The organism is Zeimonas arvi (genome assembly GCF_008039575.1).
Taxonomy (GTDB): Bacteria; Pseudomonadota; Gammaproteobacteria; order Burkholderiales; family Burkholderiaceae_E; genus Zeimonas; species Zeimonas arvi.
In genome coordinates, this window is record NZ_VDUY01000004.1 from 39110 (window position 1) to 60258 (window position 21149).

The 21149-nt window shown below is 70.3% G+C and carries 22 protein-coding genes; 13 read left to right on the forward strand and 9 right to left on the reverse strand.

What is annotated here, in order from left to right; all coding sequences use genetic code 11:
* Positions 1-167 precede the first annotated feature (167 nt).
* Positions 168-617 (reverse strand): type 2 periplasmic-binding domain-containing protein, encoded by a 450-nt coding sequence (locus tag FHP08_RS10455; protein WP_147704413.1) that lies wholly within the window; start codon positions 615-617, stop codon positions 168-170.
* A 106-nt stretch (positions 618-723) separates the two neighbouring features.
* Between FHP08_RS10455 and FHP08_RS18745 the strand changes: the two genes are divergently transcribed.
* Entirely contained in the window at positions 724-858 is a 135-nt protein-coding gene (locus FHP08_RS18745) for a hypothetical protein (protein WP_267285492.1), read from the forward strand.
* A gap of 99 nt (positions 859-957) precedes the next feature.
* Here the strand turns inward: FHP08_RS18745 and cnbZ are convergent, their stop codons facing one another.
* The gene (cnbZ, locus tag FHP08_RS10460) at positions 958-1755 is read right to left on the reverse strand and encodes a 2-amino-5-chloromuconate deaminase CnbZ (RefSeq protein ID WP_147704414.1); all 798 of its coding nucleotides are present in this window, start codon (positions 1753-1755) and stop codon (positions 958-960) included.
* A gap of 110 nt (positions 1756-1865) precedes the next feature.
* On the opposite strand from cnbZ, the gene FHP08_RS10465 reads away from it, so the two are divergent.
* A complete protein-coding gene (locus FHP08_RS10465; protein ID WP_222707880.1) occupies positions 1866-2852 on the forward strand; it encodes an NAD(P)H-quinone oxidoreductase in 987 nt (328 codons plus the stop codon).
* A gap of 10 nt (positions 2853-2862) precedes the next feature.
* Here the strand turns inward: FHP08_RS10465 and rodA are convergent, their stop codons facing one another.
* From rodA to FHP08_RS10490, 5 genes are read right to left on the reverse strand one after another with little or no spacing between them, the layout of a single operon-like run.
* Entirely contained in the window at positions 2863-3975 is a 1113-nt protein-coding gene (rodA, locus tag FHP08_RS10470) for a rod shape-determining protein RodA (RefSeq protein WP_147704416.1), read from the reverse strand.
* Positions 3972-5927, reverse strand: coding sequence for a penicillin-binding protein 2 (mrdA, locus tag FHP08_RS10475; protein ID WP_147704417.1), 1956 nt, complete (start codon positions 5925-5927; stop codon positions 3972-3974). The genes rodA and mrdA overlap by 4 nt, the downstream gene beginning before the upstream one ends.
* 13 nt (positions 5928-5940) lie before the next feature.
* Entirely contained in the window at positions 5941-6450 is a 510-nt protein-coding gene (mreD, locus tag FHP08_RS10480; protein ID WP_147704776.1) for a rod shape-determining protein MreD, read from the reverse strand.
* 9 nt (positions 6451-6459) lie between these two features.
* The gene (gene mreC / locus FHP08_RS10485; RefSeq protein ID WP_147704418.1) at positions 6460-7356 is read right to left on the reverse strand and encodes a rod shape-determining protein MreC; all 897 of its coding nucleotides are present in this window, start codon (positions 7354-7356) and stop codon (positions 6460-6462) included.
* A gap of 1 nt (position 7357) precedes the next feature.
* Complete coding sequence (locus FHP08_RS10490) at positions 7358-8401, reverse strand: rod shape-determining protein (protein WP_147704419.1); 1044 nt, start codon at positions 8399-8401, stop codon at positions 7358-7360.
* Positions 8402-8777: 376 nt separating this feature from the next.
* Here FHP08_RS10490 and gatC point away from each other — a divergent pair, with 376 nt between their 5' ends.
* From gatC to FHP08_RS10520, 6 genes are all read left to right on the forward strand, one after another.
* Entirely contained in the window at positions 8778-9065 is a 288-nt protein-coding gene (gene gatC, locus FHP08_RS10495; RefSeq protein ID WP_147704420.1) for an Asp-tRNA(Asn)/Glu-tRNA(Gln) amidotransferase subunit GatC, read from the forward strand.
* Positions 9066-9102: 37 nt separating this feature from the next.
* Complete coding sequence (gene gatA, locus FHP08_RS10500) at positions 9103-10551, forward strand: Asp-tRNA(Asn)/Glu-tRNA(Gln) amidotransferase subunit GatA (protein ID WP_147704421.1); 1449 nt, start codon at positions 9103-9105, stop codon at positions 10549-10551.
* The gene (locus tag FHP08_RS10505; RefSeq protein WP_147704422.1) at positions 10548-11036 is read left to right on the forward strand and encodes a hypothetical protein; all 489 of its coding nucleotides are present in this window, start codon (positions 10548-10550) and stop codon (positions 11034-11036) included. The genes gatA and FHP08_RS10505 overlap by 4 nt, the downstream gene beginning before the upstream one ends.
* A 19-nt stretch (positions 11037-11055) precedes the next feature.
* Positions 11056-12555 (forward strand): Asp-tRNA(Asn)/Glu-tRNA(Gln) amidotransferase subunit GatB, encoded by a 1500-nt coding sequence (gene gatB / locus FHP08_RS10510; RefSeq protein ID WP_147704423.1) that lies wholly within the window; start codon positions 11056-11058, stop codon positions 12553-12555.
* Positions 12556-12574: 19 nt separating this feature from the next.
* Entirely contained in the window at positions 12575-13318 is a 744-nt protein-coding gene (locus FHP08_RS10515; protein WP_147704424.1) for an SDR family NAD(P)-dependent oxidoreductase, read from the forward strand.
* A gap of 175 nt (positions 13319-13493) precedes the next feature.
* Entirely contained in the window at positions 13494-13982 is a 489-nt protein-coding gene (locus tag FHP08_RS10520; protein ID WP_147704425.1) for a glycine zipper 2TM domain-containing protein, read from the forward strand.
* Between the two features lie 29 nt (positions 13983-14011).
* Here the strand turns inward: FHP08_RS10520 and pyrE are convergent, their stop codons facing one another.
* Positions 14012-14686, reverse strand: coding sequence for an orotate phosphoribosyltransferase (gene pyrE, locus FHP08_RS10525; RefSeq protein WP_147704426.1), 675 nt, complete (start codon positions 14684-14686; stop codon positions 14012-14014).
* A gap of 31 nt (positions 14687-14717) precedes the next feature.
* On the opposite strand from pyrE, the gene FHP08_RS10530 reads away from it, so the two are divergent.
* The 4 genes from FHP08_RS10530 (at position 14718) to FHP08_RS10545 (ending at position 17548) form a co-directional block, all read left to right on the forward strand.
* Positions 14718-15500, forward strand: coding sequence for an exodeoxyribonuclease III (locus FHP08_RS10530; RefSeq protein WP_147704427.1), 783 nt, complete (start codon positions 14718-14720; stop codon positions 15498-15500).
* A gap of 70 nt (positions 15501-15570) precedes the next feature.
* Positions 15571-16845, forward strand: coding sequence for a mechanosensitive ion channel family protein (locus FHP08_RS10535; RefSeq protein ID WP_147704428.1), 1275 nt, complete (start codon positions 15571-15573; stop codon positions 16843-16845).
* Positions 16846-16933: 88 nt separating this feature from the next.
* Entirely contained in the window at positions 16934-17140 is a 207-nt protein-coding gene (locus FHP08_RS10540; protein ID WP_147704429.1) for a dodecin family protein, read from the forward strand.
* A 24-nt stretch (positions 17141-17164) separates the two neighbouring features.
* Positions 17165-17548, forward strand: coding sequence for a DUF3597 domain-containing protein (locus tag FHP08_RS10545; RefSeq protein WP_147704430.1), 384 nt, complete (start codon positions 17165-17167; stop codon positions 17546-17548).
* Here FHP08_RS10545 and FHP08_RS10550 read toward each other — a convergent pair whose 3' ends face one another.
* Positions 17549-18442 carry a M48 family metallopeptidase gene (locus tag FHP08_RS10550; protein ID WP_147704431.1) on the reverse strand — a complete coding sequence of 298 codons (894 nt, stop codon included), beginning with the start codon at positions 18440-18442 and terminating at the stop codon, positions 17549-17551.
* Between the two features lie 310 nt (positions 18443-18752).
* On the opposite strand from FHP08_RS10550, the gene pgaA reads away from it, so the two are divergent.
* Complete coding sequence (gene pgaA, locus FHP08_RS10555) at positions 18753-21149, forward strand: poly-beta-1,6 N-acetyl-D-glucosamine export porin PgaA (RefSeq protein WP_187272252.1); 2397 nt, start codon at positions 18753-18755, stop codon at positions 21147-21149.

Sequence of the window (21149 nt, forward strand, 5' to 3'; positions counted from 1 at the left end):
TGGTGTCATCTCGCGCGGCCGAACGGATTGTCGGGGCGATGCCTGTGTCGGCGTGGCGCGTCGCCGAAGTATCGGGCGCGCATCCCTTTCCTGCGAGACGTCAGCCCTTGGTCGGGCAGGGATCTCAGTGGTGATCGACCGAGCCGGACTCGGCTGTACCAGATGCTCTATTGCGGCTTCGAGACGCAGATGCCGCAGGTCTGCACGCCGGATCGAACGAACCCTGCCGGCGGGCCGGAACGGGCCTGCTGCCGGCTCGTTCTCGACCGAGAAACGCGGCAGCGGCTCCGCCCCATGCCGACCGATGCGGCGGTCGCCTGCGCGGTCATGCTGTTCGAGCGGAGCCGCGTCCTCGGATCGACGATCACCTCATCGAGCCAGTGCACAGCGTCGACCTGGATCATGTCTTCCAGATAGCCGGCGAACCAGTGGCGATCGAGGCCGGCCACCGAGGCCGGGCGGCCGTGCTCGCGAAAGCAGGCCTCGGCGCCGTACCGGCTCAGGGCAAGGTTGTCGACCCGCCGGCCGGTCATGCCTCGGCCGCCGGGCTCGAAGAAGCTCACGAAGACGCCGGCCTCGCGCCGGTTGACGTTGACCTGCTGCGAGCAGGTGACCAACTCGATGAGGAGCTCGGGATGCTGCGCTGCCCGGCGCCACCCTCCTGGCGGAGGGCGACGATGCCGGACGCGATCAAGCCTGACGGGGCCGTCGGCCAGCTTCACGGTGAGCTACGTGTACGCGCTGAAGGACGTGTGGCAGCACCACGGGGCCCATGTAGGCAAAGGCGACATCGCAATGCTGGCCGCGCTGGCGCGAAGCGTGGCGGCGATCCGCAAGAGACGGGACAAGCCGGCCTGATCGGCCGAGAGTCCTGCGTCCATGATGATGACGCTGACGAGAACGGGAGACTGCGAGAACGTGTCCCGATCCGAATGGCGTCGTGACAGGGACACGACCTCAGTCGATGACCAGTTCCCGCCGCACGCAGCGCGCGTCGATCTCGAACTCCAGCCCTTGCACCGGCGGTTTGCACGGGTACCAGTGCAAACCCAGCGGCAGCAGGCCGCGCGGCGCGAACTGGCTGGCCACCAGCGGTCCGATGTCGTGCTCGGTGTAGACCTGCACCGCGGTGAGCGCCCGCCAGTCGCCGCCCAACTGCAGGCATCGCCGCTGCAGCGTGTCGAGCACGAATGCGGCCTTCTGCTCGAGCCCGGCGCTCGACCGGTCGCCGCGCGCCACGATGCCGTCAGGAAAAGCCGTCCCCTCGGCCCACTCCGCGTACCCGGCCAGCACGAAGCTGCGGGGCCCCGGGGCGCGCTCGGAGTGGTCGGAGGTGGTGAGCAGGCCCGCCTGGGCGGCCGCCGAGGGTACCGTGTAGCAGAAGGCGTGGAAGACCGGAGCCGCCGGCGGCTGGTGCACCGGGCACACGTTGCTGCGCGCCACCGGATTGCCTTCCTGCCGCACCAGGCCCCAGCGCCGCAGGGTGCCGACCCACGATGCATTGAACTCGGCGAAGCCGTCGAAGGAGAAGGGCTCCGGGGAGCGCAGTTCGGCCGCGCACAGCGCGGTGAGCGGCCGGCCGTGCTCGCGCAGGTGCGCGGCGATCGCGTCGAAGCCGGTGGCCACCGGCAGCGGCCGCGCGAAGCGGGCGCGGACGATCTCGAAACCGGGCAGTGCAACGACCGCGGAGGAGAACGGCAGGCCGCCCGGGATGTACGCGTAGTCGCTTCCGGAGGAATTGTGTAAGGTTGGCAACTTCCTTCTCCCCGCCGTTCGGTCGGGGCCCACTATGAGCGAGCCGGCAGACTGTCGCAAGCCCGCATCAACCGGAATCATCCGCAAACATGACCCAGATCCCCCAGACGATGCGTTACATCGACCATGGCGCCGGCGGCGCGCCCGAGGTCCTCAGGGCTGCCGAGGGCCCGTTGCCGGCGCCCGGCCCGGGCGAGGTGCTGATCCGCGTGGCCTACGCCGGGGTCAATCGCCCGGACGTGATCCAGCGCCAGGGCAAGTATCCGCCGCCGCCGGGCGCGTCGCCCTTCATCGGCCTCGAGGTGGCGGGCGAGGTGGTCGCGCTCGGCGACGGCGCCTCGAAATGGAGGATCGGCGACAAGGTCTGCGCGCTGACCAACGGCGGGGGTTACGCCGAGTACGCCGTGGCGCCCGAGGGGCAGGCGCTGCCGGTGCCGAAGGGACTTTCGCTGCTGCAGGCTGCCGCGATCCCGGAGAACTACTTCACCGTCTGGACCAACGTGTTCGAGCGCGGCCGCCTGGCCGCGGGCGAGACCTTCCTGGTGCACGGCGGCTCGTCGGGCATCGGCCTGACCGCCATCCAGCTGGCGGCCGCGCGCGGGGCCACCGTGTACACCACGGTGGGCAACGCGCAGAAGGCGAAGGTCTGCCTGGACGTCGGCGCCTCCGCCGCGATCAACTACCGCGAGCAGGACTTCGTCGAGGAGATCGGGCGGCTCACCGACAAGAAGGGGGTGGACCTGATCCTCGACATGGTGGGCGGCGACTACATCGGCCGCAACCTGAAATCGCTGGCGCTGGACGGCCGCCTGGTGCAGATCGCCTTCCTTCAGGCGCCCAGGGTCGAGGTGGACTGGACCACGCTGATGACGCGTCGCCTGACCTTCACCGGCTCCACACTGCGTCCGCGCAGCGCCGCCGACAAGGCCGCGATCGCCGATGCGCTGCGCGCGCAGGTCTGGCCGCTGCTCGAGCAGGGCCGCGCGCTGCCGGTCATCCACAAGGTCTATCCGTTGGCCGAGGCCGCGGCGGCGCATGCGCTGATGGAGTCGTCGACCCACATCGGCAAGATCATGCTCGAGGTGGCCGGCGGCTGAGGCTCGCGGTTCAGCTCTGCACCAGCCGGCGTTGCCGGCTGATGCTCATCAGCAGGCCCAGGCCGAGCCCGAGCGTGACCATGGCGGTGCCGCCGTAGGACATCAGCGGCAGCGGCACCCCCACCACCGGCAGCACACCGGTCACCATGCCCATGTTCACGAAGGCGTAGGTGAAGAAGATCAGCGTGATCGCGCCGGCCAGCAGCCGGGCGAACACGCTGGCCCCGCTGGCGGCGATCACCAGTCCGCGGCCGATGACCAGCAGGTACACGAGCAGCAGCACGCCGTTGCCGACCAGGCCGAACTCCTCGGCGAAGACCGCGAAGACGAAGTCGGTGGTGCGCTCGGGCACGAACTCCAGGTGCGCCTGGGTGCCCTCCATCCATCCCTTCCCCCAGATGCCGCCCGAGCCGACCGCGATCGTCGACTGGATGATGTGGAAGCCCTTGCCGAGCGGGTCCGAGGTCGGGTCCAGCAGCATCATCACCCGGTGCTTCTGGTAGTCGTGCATCACGCTCCACAGCAGGGGCAGCGCGGCGAGCCCCGCCACGATCCCGCCGGCGATCACCTTCCAGGGCAGGCCGGCGAAGAAGATCACGTAGAGACCGGCAGCAGACACCAGCAGCGCCGTGCCCAGGTCCGGCTGGCGGGCGATCAGCAGCACCGGCACGAGCAGCAGCACCGTGGCGATCGCGAAGTCGTACCAGCGCCGGACGCCTTCGCGGTTCTGGAACCACCAGGCGAGCATCAGCGGCATGGCGATCTTCATCAGCTCGGAGGGCTGGATTCGCGTCACGCCCAGGTCGAGCCAGCGCCGGGCGCCCTTCGCGATGTCCCCGAACAGCGCCACCGCGATCAACAGGGCGACGCCCAGCAGGTAGAGCGGCACCGCCGAGCGCATCATCCACGGCAGCGGCAGGCAGGCGGCCGCCCACATCACGACGAATGCGAGCGACAGGTTGCGGACGTGGTCGAACATCCGGCCGTCGTAGTCGCTGGCCGCCGAGTACATCGTGACCAGGCTGATCCCCACGAGCAGGGCCAGTCCGACCGCGAGGGGGCCGTCGAACACGAAGACCCAGGGCCGGATCCGGGTGAGCAGGGGCGGGTTCTCGTGGATCATCTGCGCTCGCCCTCGGGGGGATTCACGGTCTCGGGTTCGAGGCTTTCCGGGATGTCGCGCATCTCGGCCTCGTCCGGCAGCGGCGGCAGGGCGTCGCCGGGGAAGTCGTCGGGCAGCTTCCCGAGCAGGTAGTAGTCGAGCACCGCGCGCACCAGCGGCGCCGCCGCCTGGGCGCCGAATCCGCCGTTCTCCACGATCGCCGCCACCGCGATCCGGGGCGCTTCGGCCGGCGCGAAGGCGACGAACAGCGAGTGGTCGCGATGCCGCTCGTCGATGCGCCTGGCGTCGTAGCGCTCGCCCTGCTTGATGCCGATCACCTGCGAGGTGCCGGTCTTGCCGGCCACGGAGTAGGGCGCCTTGCCGAACACATGCCTGCCGGTGCCCGAGCGATTGACCTCGATCATCGCCGACCTGACCAGCTCGAGGTGTTCCGGGCGCAGCGGGATGCGGCTCGACTCGCCGGTGACGATCTGCCGCCGCTCGTGGGTGGCCGGATCCTCGATCGCCCGCACCACGTGCGGGCGCATCACCACGCCGCCGTTGGCCAGCGTGGCGGTGGCGTGCGCGAGCTGCAGGATCGTGAAGGCGTTGTAGCCCTGGCCGATGCCGATCGACGGCGTTTCGCCCGGCAGCCAGCGCTTCTTGTAGCGGCGCATCTTCCAGGCCGAGGATGGCAGGATGCCGGCGGTCTCGTGCTCCAGGTCGATGCCGGTCAGCTGGCCGAAGCCCCAGGGCTTCATCAGGTCGTGCAGCTTGTCGACGCCGATCTCGTAGGCGAGCTTGTAGTAGTAGGTGTCGCTCGACACCACGATCGACTTTCGCAGGTCCACGGTGCCCTGGCCGCCGGGCCGCGAGTCGCGGAAGCGGTGGTTGCCCAGCTGGAAGTACCCCGGGTCGCTGATCGTGTCGCCGGGCCTGACCAGGCCGGCGCTCAGCGTGGCCAGCGCCACGAAGGGCTTGTAGGTCGACCCGGGCGGGTAGGCGCCGCGCAAGGGCCGGTTGAGCAGCGGCAGGTCGGGGTTCTCGTTGAGCGCCTGCCAGGTCTGCGTGTCGATGCCGTCGATGAACAGGTTCGGGTCGAAGGAGGGGCTCGACACCATCGCCAGCACGTCGCCGGTCTTCGGTTCGATCGCGACCAGCGCGCCGCGTCGTCCGGCGTACACGTCCTCGGCCAGCTTCTGCAGCCGGATGTCGATCGACAGGTACAGATTGGCGCCCGGCTGCGGCGGCGTCTGCGACAGCGTGCGCACCACGCGGCCGCCCGCCGAGACCTCGACCTCCTCGACGCCCGGCTTGCCGTGCAGCTCGCGCTCGTAGGACAGTTCGGCGCCCAGCTTGCCGATGTGCGTGGAGCCCGCGTAGCGCGACAGCAGCTCCTGGTCCTCGAGCCGCTTCTGGTCGTCGATCGATATCCGGCCGATGTAGCCGAGCACGTGCGCGGCGGTCTCGCCGAGCGGGTAGTGGCGGAACAGCCGCGCCCGGATCTCCACGCCCGGCAGGCGGTAGCGCTGCACCGCGAGCCGGGCCACTTCCTCGTCGGTCAGCCGGGTCTTCAGCGGCAGGCTGTCGGCCCTGCGGTTCTCGTCGGCCAGCCGCTTGAACCGGCGCCGCTCGAGCGGCGTGACCTCGACGATCCGGGTCAGCGCGTCGATCGTGGCGTCGAGCTTCGCATAGCCGATCCGCTTGGGCGAGAGCTCGAGCGTGTAGGCCGACACGTTCTCGGCGAGCAGCACGCCGTTGCGGTCGTAGATCAGCCCGCGCGAAGGCGGCACCGGCAGCAGCGAGATCCTGTTCTCCTCGGCCTGCGCGTGGAAGTCCTCGTAGCGGTGCACCTGCAGCCACGCGAAGCGCGCGACGAGCAGCCCGAAGCAGGCCACCACGAACAGCATCGCGGCGACGAGCCGCAGCCTGAGCCGGCGCAGCTCGCGTTCGGGGTTCCGGACTTCGACCATCGCCGGCGCTGCCTCAGATCGGCCGGTTCTCGTCGCGGTCGACCGCGCGGCGCTGCGGCGCCAGCAGCAGCAGGTCGGCCAACGGCCACAGCAGCGTGGTGGCGATGCCCGGCAGGAACCAGCCCCATCCGGGGAAGTCGCCGCCCACGGCCAGCCGCACCACCAGCGTGACCGCCTGGGCGAGCAGGAAGAGCGGCAGCACGTGCAGCATCTGCGCCGGCATCTCGAACCAGGGCACCCTGCGGTGAAGGCTCATCGCGCCGTAGGAGAGCAGCGTGTAGGCGAGCGCGTGCTGGCCGAGCAGCGAGGCGTCGTGCACGTCGAGCAGCAGGCCGAACAGGAAGGCGATGCCGATGCCGACCATCCGCGGCTGGTGGATGTTCCAGAAGACCAGCGCGAGCGCCATGAAGTCCGGCACGCCCGGGATCCGGCCCCAGGGCAGCAGGTTCAGCACGAAGGCGGCGATCAGCGAGAAGGTGATGAAGGCCCGGCTGGCTGGCAGCAGCAGGTATTGCGGCGGCATCGGCATGGTTCAGCCCCTTCGCGCGCGGCGCGCGCTCGAGTCCTTCGGTTCCGGGGCGGGCGGCGCCTGCGCGGGCGGCTCGGCCAGCAGGATCAGCAGCAGCTTCGTGCGTTCCACGCGCGCCGCCGGGGTCGCCCGCACGCTCAGGAAGGCCGAGGTCGACCCGGGCGCGACCGAGCTGACCCGGCCCACCGGCAGGCCCGGCGGGAAGAGGCCGTCCAGCCCGGAGGTGACCAGCTCGTCGCCCTCGCGGATGTCGGTGACCACCGGCAGGAAGCGCAGTTCGATCGTGCCGGGCAGGCTGCCGCCCCAGGCCAGCGTGCGGGCCCCGGTGCGGCGCACCTCGACCGGCACCGTGGAGTTGCGATCGGTGACCAGCGTCACCTCGCTGGACAGCGGGTGCGCGCGCGTCACCTGGCCGATCACGCCGTGCGCGTCGATGACCGGCTGGCCGGCCTGCACCCCGTGCTGCTGGCCGCGGTCCACCACGAGCGTGCGCGAGAAGGCGTCACGGGCATCGTAGAGCACCTCGGCCACCGTGGTGCGCACCGGCGTGCGCTCGCGCATGCCGAGCAGCTGCCGCAGCTGGGCGTTCTCGCTGGCGAGCTGCTCGGCCTGGAGCAGGGTCCGGGCATTGGTCGCCTCGATGCGGCGCATCTCGGCATTCTCGGCGCGCAGCCGGTCGATCTCGACGAAGTACCCGCCGGCCGTGCCCGCGAGCTCGCGCGGCACCAGCAGCGTGCGCTGGACCGGGTAGAGCACGGTCGCGATCCCCTGACGCAGCTTCGACATGGTCTCGAAGCGCGCATCGACGATCAGCAGCGCGATCGCCAGCAGCGAGAAGAACGCAAGTCTTACGTTGGCGGACGGGCCCTGCTTGAAGAACGGCGGCGGGCTGCGATCCACACTACTCGTTGGTGAAGATGGTGACCAGCTTGTCCATCCGCTCGAGCGCCATGCCGCAGCCGCGCACCACGCAGGTCAGCGGGTCTTCGGCCACCAGCACCGGCAGGCCGGTCTCCTCGATCAGCAGGCGGTCGAGGTCGCGCAGCAGCGCGCCGCCACCGGTGAGCATGATGCCGCGCTCGGTGATGTCGGCGCCCAGCTCGGGCGGGGTCTGCTCGAGGCCGATCTTGACCGCCGACACGATCTGGTTGAGCGGATCGGTGAGCGCCTCGAGGATCTCGTTGGAGGTGATGGTGAAGCTGCGCGGGATGCCCTCGGACAGGTTGCGCCCCTTCACTTCCATCTCGCGGATCTCGGAACCGGGGAAGGCCGAGCCGATGTTGTTCTTGATCGCCTCGGCGGTGGGCTCGCCGATCATCATCCCGTAGTTGCGCCGGATGTAGTTGATGATCGCCTCGTCGAACTTGTCGCCGCCCACGCGCACCGAGCCCTTGTAGACCATGCCACCCAGCGAGATCACGCCGACCTCGGTGGTGCCGCCGCCGATGTCGACGACCATCGAGCCCGCCGCCTCGGAAACCGGCAGGCCGGCGCCGATCGCGGCGGCCATGGGCTCCTCGATCAGGAACACCTGCGAGGCGCCGGCGCCCAGCGCCGATTCGCGGATCGCGCGGCGCTCGACCTGGGTGGAGCCGCAGGGCACGCAGATGATGATGCGCGGGCTGGGTGACAGCAGCCGCGACTCGTGCACCAACTTGATGAACTGCTTGAGCATCTGCTCGGTGACCGTGAAGTCGGCGATCACGCCGTCCTTCATGGGGCGGATGGCCTCGATGTTGCCGGGCACCCGGCCGAGCATCTGCTTGGCCTCGGAGCCGACGGCCGCGATCGTGCGCTTGCCGTTCGGGCCGCCTTCCTGGCGGATCGCAACGACCGAGGGCTCGTTCAGCACGATGCCCTTGCCGCGGACGTAGATCAGCGTGTTGGCGGTGCCGAGGTCGATCGCGAGGTCGTTGGAGAAATACTTGCGGAGAAACCCGAGCATGTTGCTTCCGTTCTGGGTTCGAAGGTCGGGATTGTCGCACCCGGGCGCATCGGAAGTTCGGCCGACGGCGGCCTGGTGCGCGGTCGACGCGTCGAAAGGGCACTGGCGGCGCGCGCGGCCGACGAAAATTCGCCCGAATGATACCGTATAATCCCTTGCAAAATCAGCGGATTTACAGCCGGGTTTCCACTCGGAGTTGCAGCCGGAAGCCGACTGGATCGCAGCTGAAAGGCCCAGCTTCGGATGCGTTGCGGGCATCGCCGGGCGTCAGGCGGCTTCGATCCCGATGTCCCGGGGCATTCCCGGCCTGTTTCCCGGCCTGTTTCCCGGCCTGTTTCCCGGCCTCCCTCCCACCCGGTCGCTTGCCCATTCTCCCATGTCGCTCACATCGTCCGACGTCCAGCGCCTCGCGACGCTCGCCCGCATCGAGCTCGATGCCGACGAGGCCGCCCGCACGCTCGCCCAGCTCAATGCGGTCTTCGGCCTGATCGAGACGCTGCAGGCTGTCGACACCACCGGCGTGGCGCCGATGACCCACGCGCGCGACCTGGCCCTGCGCCTTCGCGAAGACCAGGTCACCGAGCCCGACCGGCGCGCCGACTACCAGGCCGTGGCGCCGGCGGTCGAGCGAGGCCTCTACCTGGTTCCCCGCGTCATCGAATGACCGACGCGGCGCCCTTGCGGCGCCGCAATCCGCCGCCATGAACCTCGACACCGCTTCCCTCAGGCAACTGCGCTCCGCGCTCGACACCGGCGAAACCAGCGCGGTCGGGCTGGCCGGAGCCTTCCTCGACCGGATCGCCGCCAGCGAGCTCAATGCCTTCATCGACGTGCAGCCCGAGCTCACGCTCGCCCAGGCGCGCGAGGCCGACGCCCGGCGGGCGCGCGGCGAGCGCGGCCCGCTGCTCGGCATCCCGGTCGCGCACAAGGACATCTTCGTGACCCGCGGCTGGCGCTCGACCGCCGGCTCGCGGATGCTCGAGCACTACGTGAGCCCCTTCGACGCCGCGGTCGTCGAGCGCCTGGCCGTCGCCGGCGCGGTCTGCCTGGGCAAGACCAACTGCGACGAATTCGCGATGGGCGGCGCCAACGAGAACTCCTTCTTCGGTCCGGTGCGCAACCCCTGGGATCGCTCGGCGATCGCCGGCGGGTCCTCCGGCGGCGCGGCGGCGGCAGTCGCTGCCGGGCTCGCGCCGCTGGCCACCGGCACCGACACCGGCGGCTCGGTGCGCCAGCCCGCAGCCATGTGCGGGATCACCGGCGTCAAGCCCACCTATGGCCGGGTGTCGCGCCACGGCATGATCGCCTTCGCCTCCAGCCTCGACCAGGGGGGCGCGATGGCGCGCAGCGCCGAGGACTGTGCCGCGCTGCTCACCGCCATGGCCGGCTTCGATCCGCGCGATTCCACCAGCGTCGACCAGCCCGCGGAAGACTTTTCCCGAGACCTCGATCGCCCGCTCGACGGTCTGCGAATCGGCGTGCCGCGCGAGTTCATGGGCGAGGGCCTGGCCGACGACGTGCGCGCCGCGGTCGAGCGGGGCCTCGACGCGCTGCGCGGGCTCGGCGCGAGCATCGTGGACATCTCGCTGCCCAAGACCGAACTTGCGATCCCGGCGTATTACGTGATCGCGCCGGCCGAGGCCTCGAGCAACCTGAGCCGCTTCGACGGCGTGCGCTACGGCCACCGCGCGGCGCAGTACGCCGACCTGAACGACATGTACCGCCGCACCCGGGCCGAGGGCTTCGGCGCCGAGGTCAAGCGGCGGATCCTGATCGGCACCTATGTGCTCTCGCACGGCTACTACGACGCCTACTATCTCCAGGCCCAGAAGCTGCGCCGGCTGATCGCCGACGACTTCCGTGCCGCCTTCGGGTCGGTCGACCTGATCGCCGGCCCGGTGTCGCCCACGGTGGCCTGGAACCTCGGCGAGCGCACCGACGACCCCGTGCGCAACTACCTGGCCGACGTCTACACGCTGCCGGCTTCGCTGGCCGGCCTGCCGGGCCTGTCGATGCCGGCCGGCTTCGGCGAGCACGGCCGCCCGGTCGGGCTGCAGCTCGTGGGCCGCTGGTTCGAGGAGGCGCGCCTGCTCAATGTGGCGCACCGCTTCCAGCAGGCCACCGACTGGCACCTGAAGGTGCCGGCATGAGTGCACGACCGGTCGCCGCCGGGCGGGCGCGCCTCGCGCTCGCTGCGCTCGCCGCCTCGCTGCTCGCCTCCTGCGGCCTGATGCCCGACATCCTTCCGTCAGCGCCCCGGCCGACCCCGATCGCCGATCGCGCGATCAATCTCGACGGCTCCTGCGCCCAGACCGAAGAGGACGGCTTTCGCGAGCGGGCAAGGCTGGTCGTTCGCAACAACCAGGTCCAGGCCCTGTCGTGGGAGATCACGGTCGGCCGCAAGGGCAGCTGCCGCTTCGACCTGGCCGAGTTCCGGCAGACGAAGACCCGCCCGCACATCGAGCTGGTGGCCCGCGACGGCAGCGCCTGCAAGCTGCTGGTCTGGCAGGAGCCGCGCCGGATCACGCTGGCCCACTCGAACTGCGCCAACCGCTGCGTGCCGCGCGGCATCGACGACCAGGCCTGGCCGGCGATGTTCGACCCGGCCGCCGGCGGCTGCGCGCGCAATCTCTGATTCGCACGGACACGCCGCCATGCAGTGGGAAATCGTCATCGGGCTGGAGACTCACGCCCAGCTCGCCACCCGCTCGAAGATCTTCTCGGGCGCATCGACCGACTTCGGCGCCGAGCCGAACTCCCAGGCCTGCCCGGTCGACCTGGCGCTGCCCGGCGTGCTGCCGGTGGCCAATCGCGCGGCGGTCGAATGCGCGATCCGCTTCGGCCTCGCCGTCGGCGCCGAGATCGCGCCGCGCTCGGTCTTCGCCCGCAAGAACTATTTCTACCCGGACCTGCCCAAGGGCTACCAGATCAGCCAGTACGAGATCCCGGTGGTGTCCGGCGGCGGCCTGGCGGTCGCGTGGAAGACCGAGGGCCGGGGCGGCGAGTCGCAGGTCCACGAGACCTTCGTCCACCTGACCCGCGCCCACCTCGAGGAAGACGCCGGCAAGTCGCTGCACGAGGACTTCCACGGCATGTCGGGCATCGACCTGAACCGCGCCGGCACGCCGCTGCTCGAGATCGTCACCGAGCCCGACATGCGCTCCGCAAAGGAGGCGGTGGCCTACGCGAAGGCCCTGCACGGCCTGGTGGTCTGGCTCGGCATCTGCGACGGCAACATGCAGGAAGGCTCCTTCCGCTGCGACGCCAACGTGTCGGTGCGGCCGCTGGGCCAGGCGGAGTACGGCACGCGCTGCGAGATCAAGAACCTGAACTCCTTCCGCTTCCTCGAGCGGGCGATCGACTGCGAGGTGCGCCGCCAGATCGAGCTGATCGAGGACGGCGGGCGCGTGGTGCAGGAGACCCGGCTCTACGATCCCGACCGCGACGAGACCCGGTCCATGCGCAGCAAGGAAGAGGCGCACGACTACCGTTACTTTCCCGACCCCGACCTGCCGCCGCTGGTGATCGAGCCGGAGTGGGTGGAGCGGGTGCGCGCCTCGCTGCCCGAGTTGCCGGCCGGGATTCGCCAACGCTTCGTCGAGCAATACGGGCTGTCGGGCTACGACGCCACGACGCTGACCGCGACCCGCGGCACCGCGGCTTACTTCGACGCGGGGGTCGCCGCCCTGCTCGCCGCCGCTGGCGAGAGCGCCGACAGGCCGGCGCTGGCCAAGGCCGCGGCGAACTGGGTGATGGTCGACCTGGCCGCCGCGCTGAACCGCGACGGCCTCGAGATCGAGGCCAGCCCGGTCGCGCCGGACCAGCTTGCGCGGCTGATTGCGCGAATCCAGGACGGCACGATCTCCGGCAAGATCGCCCGCGACGTGTTCGCCGCGATGTGGGCCGAGCCGTCCCGGGGCGCGGACCTCGCCGACCGGATCATCGAGTCGCGCGGCCTGAAGCAGATCAGCGACGCAGGCGCGATCGAGAAGATCGTCGACGAGGTGCTGGCTGCCAACCCGAAGTCGGTCGAGGAGTTCCGCGCCGGCAAGGACAAGGCCTTCAACGCGCTGGTCGGTCAGGTGATGAAGGCCACCCGGGGCAAGGCGAACCCGCAGCAGGTCAACGACCTGCTCAGGGCGCGCCTGGGCTGATCGCCGGAAGCTCCCTCGCATGATGACTCTCGAAGGCAAGGTCGCGGTCGTCACCGGCGGCAGCAGCGGCATCGGCGCCTCGACGGTGCGCCGGCTTGCCGAGGCCGGCGCGCGTGTCGTGATCGGTTATTACCAGGGCGCCGACCGGGCCGAGGCCTTGCGCGCATCGCTGCCGGGCGCCGGCCACGAATGCGTGAGCCTGCCCCTGGAAGACCCGCCCGCCGCGGCGGCGCTGGCGCGCCACCTGCGCGACACCGCCGGGCGACTCGACATCCTCGTCAATTCGGCCGGCTACACCCGCCCGATCCCGCACGCGGATCTCGACACGCTCGACGACGCGCTGTTCGGCGAGATCCTGCTGGCCAACGCGCGCGGTCCGTTCACCGTCGTTCGCGCGCTGTTGCCGCTCCTGAAGGCCGCGGGCGACGCGGTGGTCGTCAACGTTTCCTCGTTCGCCGCCTTCCGGGGCTCGGGCAGCAACATCGCCTACGGCGCGGCCAAGGCCGCCCTCGACACGATGACGATGTCGATGGCCCGCGCCTTCGGGCCCGAGGTGCGCTTCCTGTGCGTATCGCCGGGCGCGGTGGCCACCGACTTCGTCGCCGGCCGCGGTCGCGACACGCTCGAGAAGCTTGCGGCGAGCACGCCGCTCAAGCGGGTTGTCGAGCCGGAGGATGTCGCATCGGCGGTGCTGGCCTGCGTCACGCACCTGCGGGCCTCGACCGGCATCCGCATAGTGGTCGACGGCGGCCGGCATCTGTGACGCGCGAGGGGGGCACGCCAGCGGCGCCCGCAGAACGCGCCTGACCCGCTGCACGATCCGGTCGGGTTTGATTGTTGTCAGGATTAATACTTAATAGAGATAAGGTAATTTCCCCTTGTTGCGCCAGCGAGTGGGATGATGGGTCTGCTTGCATCGACCTGTCAAGGAGGCCTCCATGCCTGGCATCAACACACTTCAGCGGGTTGCAGTTGCGGCCTCGATCGCGGCACTGTCGGCCTGCGCAATGCTTCCCGGTACGTCGCCGACCACGACGACGTCGACTCCGTATCCTTCGGGTCCGACCACTCAGGCTTACGTCCAGTACGCGCGCGTCACCAATGTCGAGCTGATCAGCACCGAGCAGCAGCCGCCTTCGTCCGGCATCGGTGCCGGGGCGGTCATCGGCGGCGTGGTGGGAGGCCTGCTGGGTCGCCAGGTCGGCGGCGGCACCGGGCAGGACATCGCCACCGTTGCGGGGGTCGTGGGCGGCGCCCTGGTCGGAAACGCCATTCAGAGGAACCAGGTGCCGCCGACGGTCACCCAGCTCTACCGTGTGACCGTGCAGCAGGACAACGGCGGAATCCGTTCTTTCGATTACGCCGAGCAACCCAACGTGCGCGTCGGCGACCGGGTGCGCATCGAGAACGACCAGTTGTACCGATAGGTCGCGCGGCCGGGTCTGCGCCCGGCCGCTCAGACCCCGTACCGCTCCCGGTAGGCCTGCACCTGCGGCCTGTACTCGGCCAGCGCCTGCGCCTCTGCGCCGCCCGACTCCAGGAAGGCCAGCAGGTCGGCCAACGAGGCGATCGCGATCACGGGAATCCCGTAGAGCCGGGCCACGTCCTGCGTGGCCGAGTGCTCGGAGGGGGTCGTCGCGTCGCCCCCGCGCTCCTGCCGATCCAGCGCGATCAGCACGCCCGAGGGCTCGGCGCCGGCCGCGCGAATCAGTTCCACCGATTCGCGCACCGAGGTGCCCGCCGAGATCACGTCGTCGACGATGACCACGCGGCCCTTCATCGGCGCGCCGATCAGCGTGCCGCCTTCGCCGTGATCCTTCGCTTCCTTTCGGTTGAAGGCGAAGGGCAGGTTGCGGCCCATGCCGGCCAGCGCCACCGCGGTCGCCGAGGCCAGCGTGATGCCCTTGTAGGCGGGCCCGAACAGCATGTCGAAGGACAGCCGGCCCGCCGCCTCGGCCTCGAGCAGCGTGCGGGCATAGAACTCGCCGAGCCTGCCCAGCCGCGCGCCGTCGTCGAACAGGCCCGCGTTGAAGAAGTACGGCGACAGCCGCCCTGCCTTGGTCCTGAACTCGCCGAAGCGAAGCACCCCGGCCGCGAGGGCAAAGCGAATAAACTCTTGCCTGGTATCCATCGCGACAGTTTAACGGCCCCGTGCTCCCCTCATGCTCCGAGTGATCTCGCTGAACCTGAACGGCATCCGCTCCGCCGCCCGCAAGGGCTGGCTCGACTGGGCAGCCGCCCAGCAGGCCGACGTGCTCTGCGTCCAGGAGCTCAAGGCGCAGGAAGCCGACCTCGACGACGCGTTGCGCGTGGCGGCCGGCATGCAAGGCCGGTTCCACTGCGCCGAGAAGAAAGGCTACAGCGGCGTGGGCCTGTATTCGCGCAAGCCGCCGCAGGCGGTGCGGACCGGCTTCGGCAATCCCGAGTTCGATGCCGAGGGCCGCTACATCGAGGCCGACTTCGGCGCCTTCACCGCGGTGTCGATCTACCTGCCCTCCGGCTCGAGCTCCGAGGAACGGCAACAGGCCAAGTTCCGTTTCATGGACTGCTTCTTGCCGCACCTGGTCGAGCTCGCGGCGAGCGGCCGCGAGATCGTGCTGTGCGGCGACTGGAACATCGCGCACATGGAGAAGGACCTGAAGAACTGGCGCAGCAACCAGAAGAACTCGGGCTTCCTGCCCGAGGAGCGCGCCTGGCTCACCCGCGTGTTCGACGAGGTCGGCTGGGTCGACGTCTACCGCCGGCTGCATCCCGAGGCCACCGACGAGAGCTACACCTGGTGGAGCAACCGCGGCCAGGCCTGGGCGAAGAACGTGGGCTGGCGGCTCGACTACCAGATCGCCACGCCGGCGCTAGCCGCCAGCGCCCGCCGAGCCGCGATCTACAAGGACCAGCGTTTCAGCGACCACGCGCCCTTGACGATCGACTACGACTTCCCGTCCTGAGCTCGCGTACTCGGCCGCCCTCTCCAGCGGGCCCGGCGTAAGGCCGGGGCCACGCGTCAGACTCGTGAACATGTCCTTGCAGTTCCTTGCGGATCAGCCGCACTGGGTCCAGGCCGCTTCGGGCCTGGCCGCCATGGCCCTGCTGGCTTTCGCCGCCAGGGGCCTCGCCCACCTGATCCTGATGCGCGGCTTCGGCCGGCTGGCCGAGTCGGCGCCGTCGCGCGTGGCGCGCGTCGTCCTGTGCCGCGAGGTCCTCGCCCGCCTGGCGCAGGTCCTGCCGTCGCTGGTGGTGCAGTTCACGGTCGGGCTGGTGCCCTTCCTGCCCGAGACGGCGGCCACGGTCATCCGCAACGTTGCCGTGGCGGTCACCGTCCTGCACGTCGTGCGGGTACTGATGTCGCTGCTCGACGCGGTCCAGGCGGAGCACGCTCGCTCGGGCGACAACGGCGGCCCCCCCGTGCGCTCGATCAAGAGCCACGTGCAGCTCGCGAAGCTCGCGATGATGTTCCTCGGTGGCATCGTGATGATCGCGGCGCTGATCGATCGTTCGCCGCTGATCCTGCTCTCCGGCCTGGGCGCGATGTCGGCGGTGCTGATGCTGGTGTTCAAGGACACGCTTCTGTCCTTCACCGCCGGCCTGCAGCTGGCGTCCAACGACATGCTGCGCGTGGGCGACTGGATCGAGATGCCGCAGCTCGGCGCCGACGGCGACGTCATCGACATCGCACTGCACACGGTCAAGGTGCAGAACTGGGACAAGACGATCACCACGATCCCGACCTGGCGGCTGATGTCGGAGAGCTTCCGCAACTGGCGCGGCATGTCCGAGTCGGGCGGCCGGCGGATCAAGCGCACGATCCGGCTCGACGCGGCCTCGGTGCGCTTCCTGCGCGACGACGAGATTGCCCGGCTCGGGCAGATCGCGCTGCTGCGTCCCTACCTGGAGGGCAAGCGGCGCGACGTCGAGCGCACGAACGCCGAGTTGCGGAGACGGCTCGGACCGCTGGCGGTCGAGCCGGCCAATCAGCGGCGGCTCACCAACCTGGGCTCCTTCCGGGCCTATGTCCAGGCCTACCTGGCCGCGCATCCCGGCATCCACGAGAACATGACCCGGATGGTCCGCACGATGGAGCCTTCGCCAGAGGGCGTGCCGATGGAGCTCTACTGCTTCACCTCGACGACCGCCTGGGCCGAGTACGAGGGCATACAGAGCGACATCTTCGACCACCTGCTGGCGATACTCCCCGAGTTCGGCTTGCGGCTCTACCAGCGGCCGAGCGGCAGCGACATCGCCGGCGCGTTCGCGATGCGCAGGGAGTCGCAGGCCGAGGGCGCCGGCCGTTGACGCGATCCGGATATTGCGTCACGCCATGACGCATCAGCCGATGCGTGCTAAAAGAGGCGTTCCCTTTGTGCAAACCAAGGAGACCGTCATGTCAGTCGCCAAGGTCATTGAAGTCGTTGCCTCGAGCCCGAAGAGTTTCGAGGATGCGGTCGCTCAGGGAATCGCTCGCGCCACCGACTCGCTCGACGACGTCGCCGGCGCGTGGATAAAGGAACAGAAGGTCGTCGTCAGCAAGGGCAAGGTCACCGAGTATCGGGTAAACATGATGGTCACCTTCGTGCTCAAGCAGTCCTGATCCCGCCAACAACAGGAGAAACCCATGGGATTTTTCAGCAAGATCCTCGAGAAGCTCGGCTTCGGTGAAGCCAAGGCCGCCGAGGCGCAGCCCGCGCCGGGCGCATCCCCGGGTGCAGCGCCCGCCGCGGTGCCCAGGCCGATGGCGATGGTCGACGTCGTCGCCCAGCTCGAGCAGAAGGCTGCGGCCAGTCCGCAGAAGCTGAACTGGCGCACCTCGATCGTCGACCTGCTCAAGCTGCTCGACATCGACAGCAGCCTGACCGCACGCAAGGAGCTTGCGACCGAGCTGGGCTGCCCGGCCGACAAGATGGGCGATTCCGCCCAGATGAACATGTGGCTGCACAAGACCGTGCTTCAGAAGATCGCCGACAACGGCGGCAACGTGCCGAAGGAACTGCTGGACTGATCAGCGCACCGCCGCGCCGTTGTTCGACCGATAGGCGGGCAGCGCGGCGGCGGTCGTGCCGCGGGTGCGCGCGTACAGTGGCAGCGTGGCCTGCAGGTTGCGCCGGATCTCCTCGACTCGCGTTTCGTGCGACGGGTGCGTGGAGAGCCATTCGGGCGGCTGGCCCTTCGAGGCGGCCGCCATCTTCTCCCACAGAACGATGCCTGCGCGCGGATCGAAGCCGGCTCGCGCAGCGATGTCCATGCCGACCAGATCGGCCTCCACTTCGTCGTCGCGGCCGAACTTGAGCATCGTGAGCTGCGCCGCGCCCGAAGCAAGGTGGCCGCCCAGGTCGCCGTAGCCGAACAGCTGCGACAGGATCGACGCCCCGATCGTCAGCCCCTGGGCCAGCCGGGCCTTGCCGACCCGTTCGCGGCCGTGCTCGCGCAGCGCGTGCGCGATCTCGTGGCCCATCACGATCGCGATCTCGTCGTCGGTCAGCTTCAGCGTGTCGAGGATCCCGCTGTAGAAGGCGATCTTCCCGCCGGGCATGCAGAAGGCATTGACCTGCTTCGAGTCGATCAGGTTGACCTCCCATTTCCAGTGGGCGGCCCGTTTGTTGAAGCGCGTGGCGTGCGGGATCAGCCGGCCGGCGATCCGCCGCAGGCGCTGGACCTGCGGGTGCCCGGCCGGTGCGAGCGCCTTCGCGGCCGCCGCCTTGTCCAGCAACTGGCGGTACTGGGTCAGCGCCTGCGCCTCGACGCTCTCGGCCGGCGCGAGCGCCGAAAGTCGGCTTGGCGGAGCCAGCACCACGCCGTCGGCCTGCTCGGGCGCCTGGGCGCGGGCGTGCGCCCCCGGCGACGAAGCCAGGCAGGCCGTCAGCAGGGCGATGAGCAGCGCGCTCCGGAGTTTCATGCGCAGAAAGATCGGGGCGCCGCCGCCTTCCGTCAACCCTCTCGGGAAACCGGTCGGGAAATTCGTCGGGAACCGGGCTTGGACACGCCTGCCGGCATCGGGCATTCGGCCGGAGTCGAAGAGATTGTTGCGCCGCAGTGACAATCGCGTCTCCCCGGGCAAGATCGCACGGTCAGTTCCGGGGGACCGGCGGTAAAGTGCCGCCTTTCGTCGCGCCGCCCGTCGGGAGGGCGAGCCGCGCAGCCGCCTGGCCGGCACTCTCGTGATCGTCTTCCTGCATCTCCAACCGATGTCTCGACAAGCTCTCCGGATGCGCGCGACCGTCCTGGCGTTCTCGCTGTGCGCGGCGTTCGCTTCCGCGCCCCTCGCGAGTCAGCCCGACCGGCATTCCGCTGCGGTCGCGCAGGCTCGCGACGGCGACCATGCCGGCGCGCTGGCTGCGCTCGAGTCCCTGGCCGCGCAGCGCCCCGGCGATCGCGCGATCGCCTTCGACCGGATCCTCATCCTCGGCTGGGCTGGGCGCGATGCCGAGGCACTGGCCCTGGCCTCCGGCCTCGACATCGCCGGCGCGCCAGCCTGGGTGCTCGAGGCGATCGGCCGCTCGGCCCGCGACCAGAAGCGCTTCGACCTGGCCCGCTCGGCCTACCAGCGCGCGCTGCGAGCCGAGCCCGGCCGGATCGAGAGCCGCATCGGCCTGGCCTTCACGATGTCGGACCAGGGCGATCACGCCGGAGCGGCGAGGCGGCTCGACGAGGCGCTGGCCGCGATGCCGGGCGATGCCCGGCTGCTCGAGGCGCGCGCGCTGGTCGCCGAGTACGGCGGCGACTGGCTGGGCGCGCTCGCCTTGCACCAGCGCGCGCTGAAGGCCGAGCCGCAGCGACGCGAGTCCCTGCGAGGCGTGATCCGCGCCGCCGGCCGGCTGGGCGCGCCGCAACTTGCCGTCGATCTCGCGGCTCGCCATCCGGGGCTGCTCACCGAAGCCGAGACCGCCGCCCTGCGTGCCGATGCCACGGCCCTGCAGATCCGCTGGGCGCGGGTCGAGGAGCGGATCGAGTCCGGCGAGGCACGCTTCGAATGGGCGGACCGGGCGCTGGCCGCCAGCGATTCCGCGGTACGCAGGCTCGCGGAGGGTGCCCGGGACTTCTCCCCGACCGACCGCCGTCTGCTTGCCGACCGCCTCGAAGCCTTGCAGGTGCGCCGGCGTCCGGCCGACACCGTGGCGCTCCATCGGGACATGACGTCGGCGGGGCTGCCGGTGCCCGGGTATGCGCGCCCTTCCGTCGCCGATGCATTGCTCGAATTGCGCCAGCCCGAGGCGGCGGCGGCGCTCTACCGCGAGGCGCTCGCGGAACAGCCGGGGGACTTCGACCTGTCGCTGGCGCTGTTCTTCGCGCTGATCGAGTCCGAGCGGATCGACGAGGCGACCGAGCACATCGACGCGCTGGCCGAGCGCACGCCGCGCTGGCAGGCCGGCCGCGCGAGCCACGACGCGGTCACCGCGCGCAATGCCCAGGCGCTGGCGCGGCTCTACGGAGACCGGCTCGCCGAGGCCGAGCGGCGCAGCGGCGCCCTGCGCGACGCGCTGCCCTACAACGCCCAGGTGCGCGAAGCACACGCCGCGGTGCTGCTCGCGCGCGGCTGGCCGCGGCTCGCCGACGAGGAGTTCCGGCGAGCGGGGGCGGTCGATCCGGCCAGCGCCGGCCTTCGGGCGCAGCGGGTCGGGCCGCTGCTCGACGTGCACGACTGGGGCCGGGCCCGGGCGGAACTGCATGCGGCGCAGGCCATGCGTCCCGACGACCACCGTGTGCGGCGCGCGGCCGATCTCTGGGCGGTTCACGAACTGCGGGAGCTGGACCTGAGCGCCGAGTGGGGCACCTCGAGCGGCGGCACGCCCACCGGCAGCGACGACTGGCGGATCGAGGCGCGCCTCTACACGCGCCCGCTGGCCTCGAACTGGCGGCTGTTCGGGCAGGCCACGCGGGCACGCGCCGATTTCGACACCCGTGTCGCGCGCTGGCACCGCGAGGGAATCGGCGCCGAGTACCGCGCCCGCGACCTGCTGCTGAGCGCCGCGCTCACCGACGGCTCCTCCGGCAAGGCCGGCGTCGAGGCCGCCGCCGCCTGGCAACCCGACGACCACTGGTCGCTGACCGCGCAATCGGCCAGCGTCAGCAGCAATGTCCCCCTGCAGGCCTGGAACGCCGGCGTGCGCGCGGGCGAGATCGGCCTGGGCGCGCGCTATGCGGTGAACGAGTCGCGCAGCTTCGGGGCGGGCCTGTCCCGGATGGACTTCGGCGACGGCAACGATCGCGACCAGTGGTGGGTGTCGTGGTTCGAGCGCTGGGTGTCGGAGCCGCGCTGGCGGGTCGAGACCACCGCTTCGCTCGGGGGTTCGGCCAACTCGCTGGCCGGCGCGCCCTACTTCAATCCGGGCAGCGACCTCACCGCCAGCGTCGAGCTGGCCGGCGAATGGCTGAACTGGCGCCGCTACGAGAGGCAATTCAGCCAGCGTGCGGCGCTGACCCTCGGCCAGTACGCGCAGGAGGGCTTCGGCAGCGGCTCGATCCTGGGCGTGTCCTACGAGCACGTCTGGGAGCTCGACCGTCGCCTGCACCTGCGCTACGGTGTCGGCCGTTCGCTGCGCCCCTACGACGGCGAGCGCACCGGCCGCACGGTGGCCCGCGTCACGCTGGAAGGGAGGTTCTGA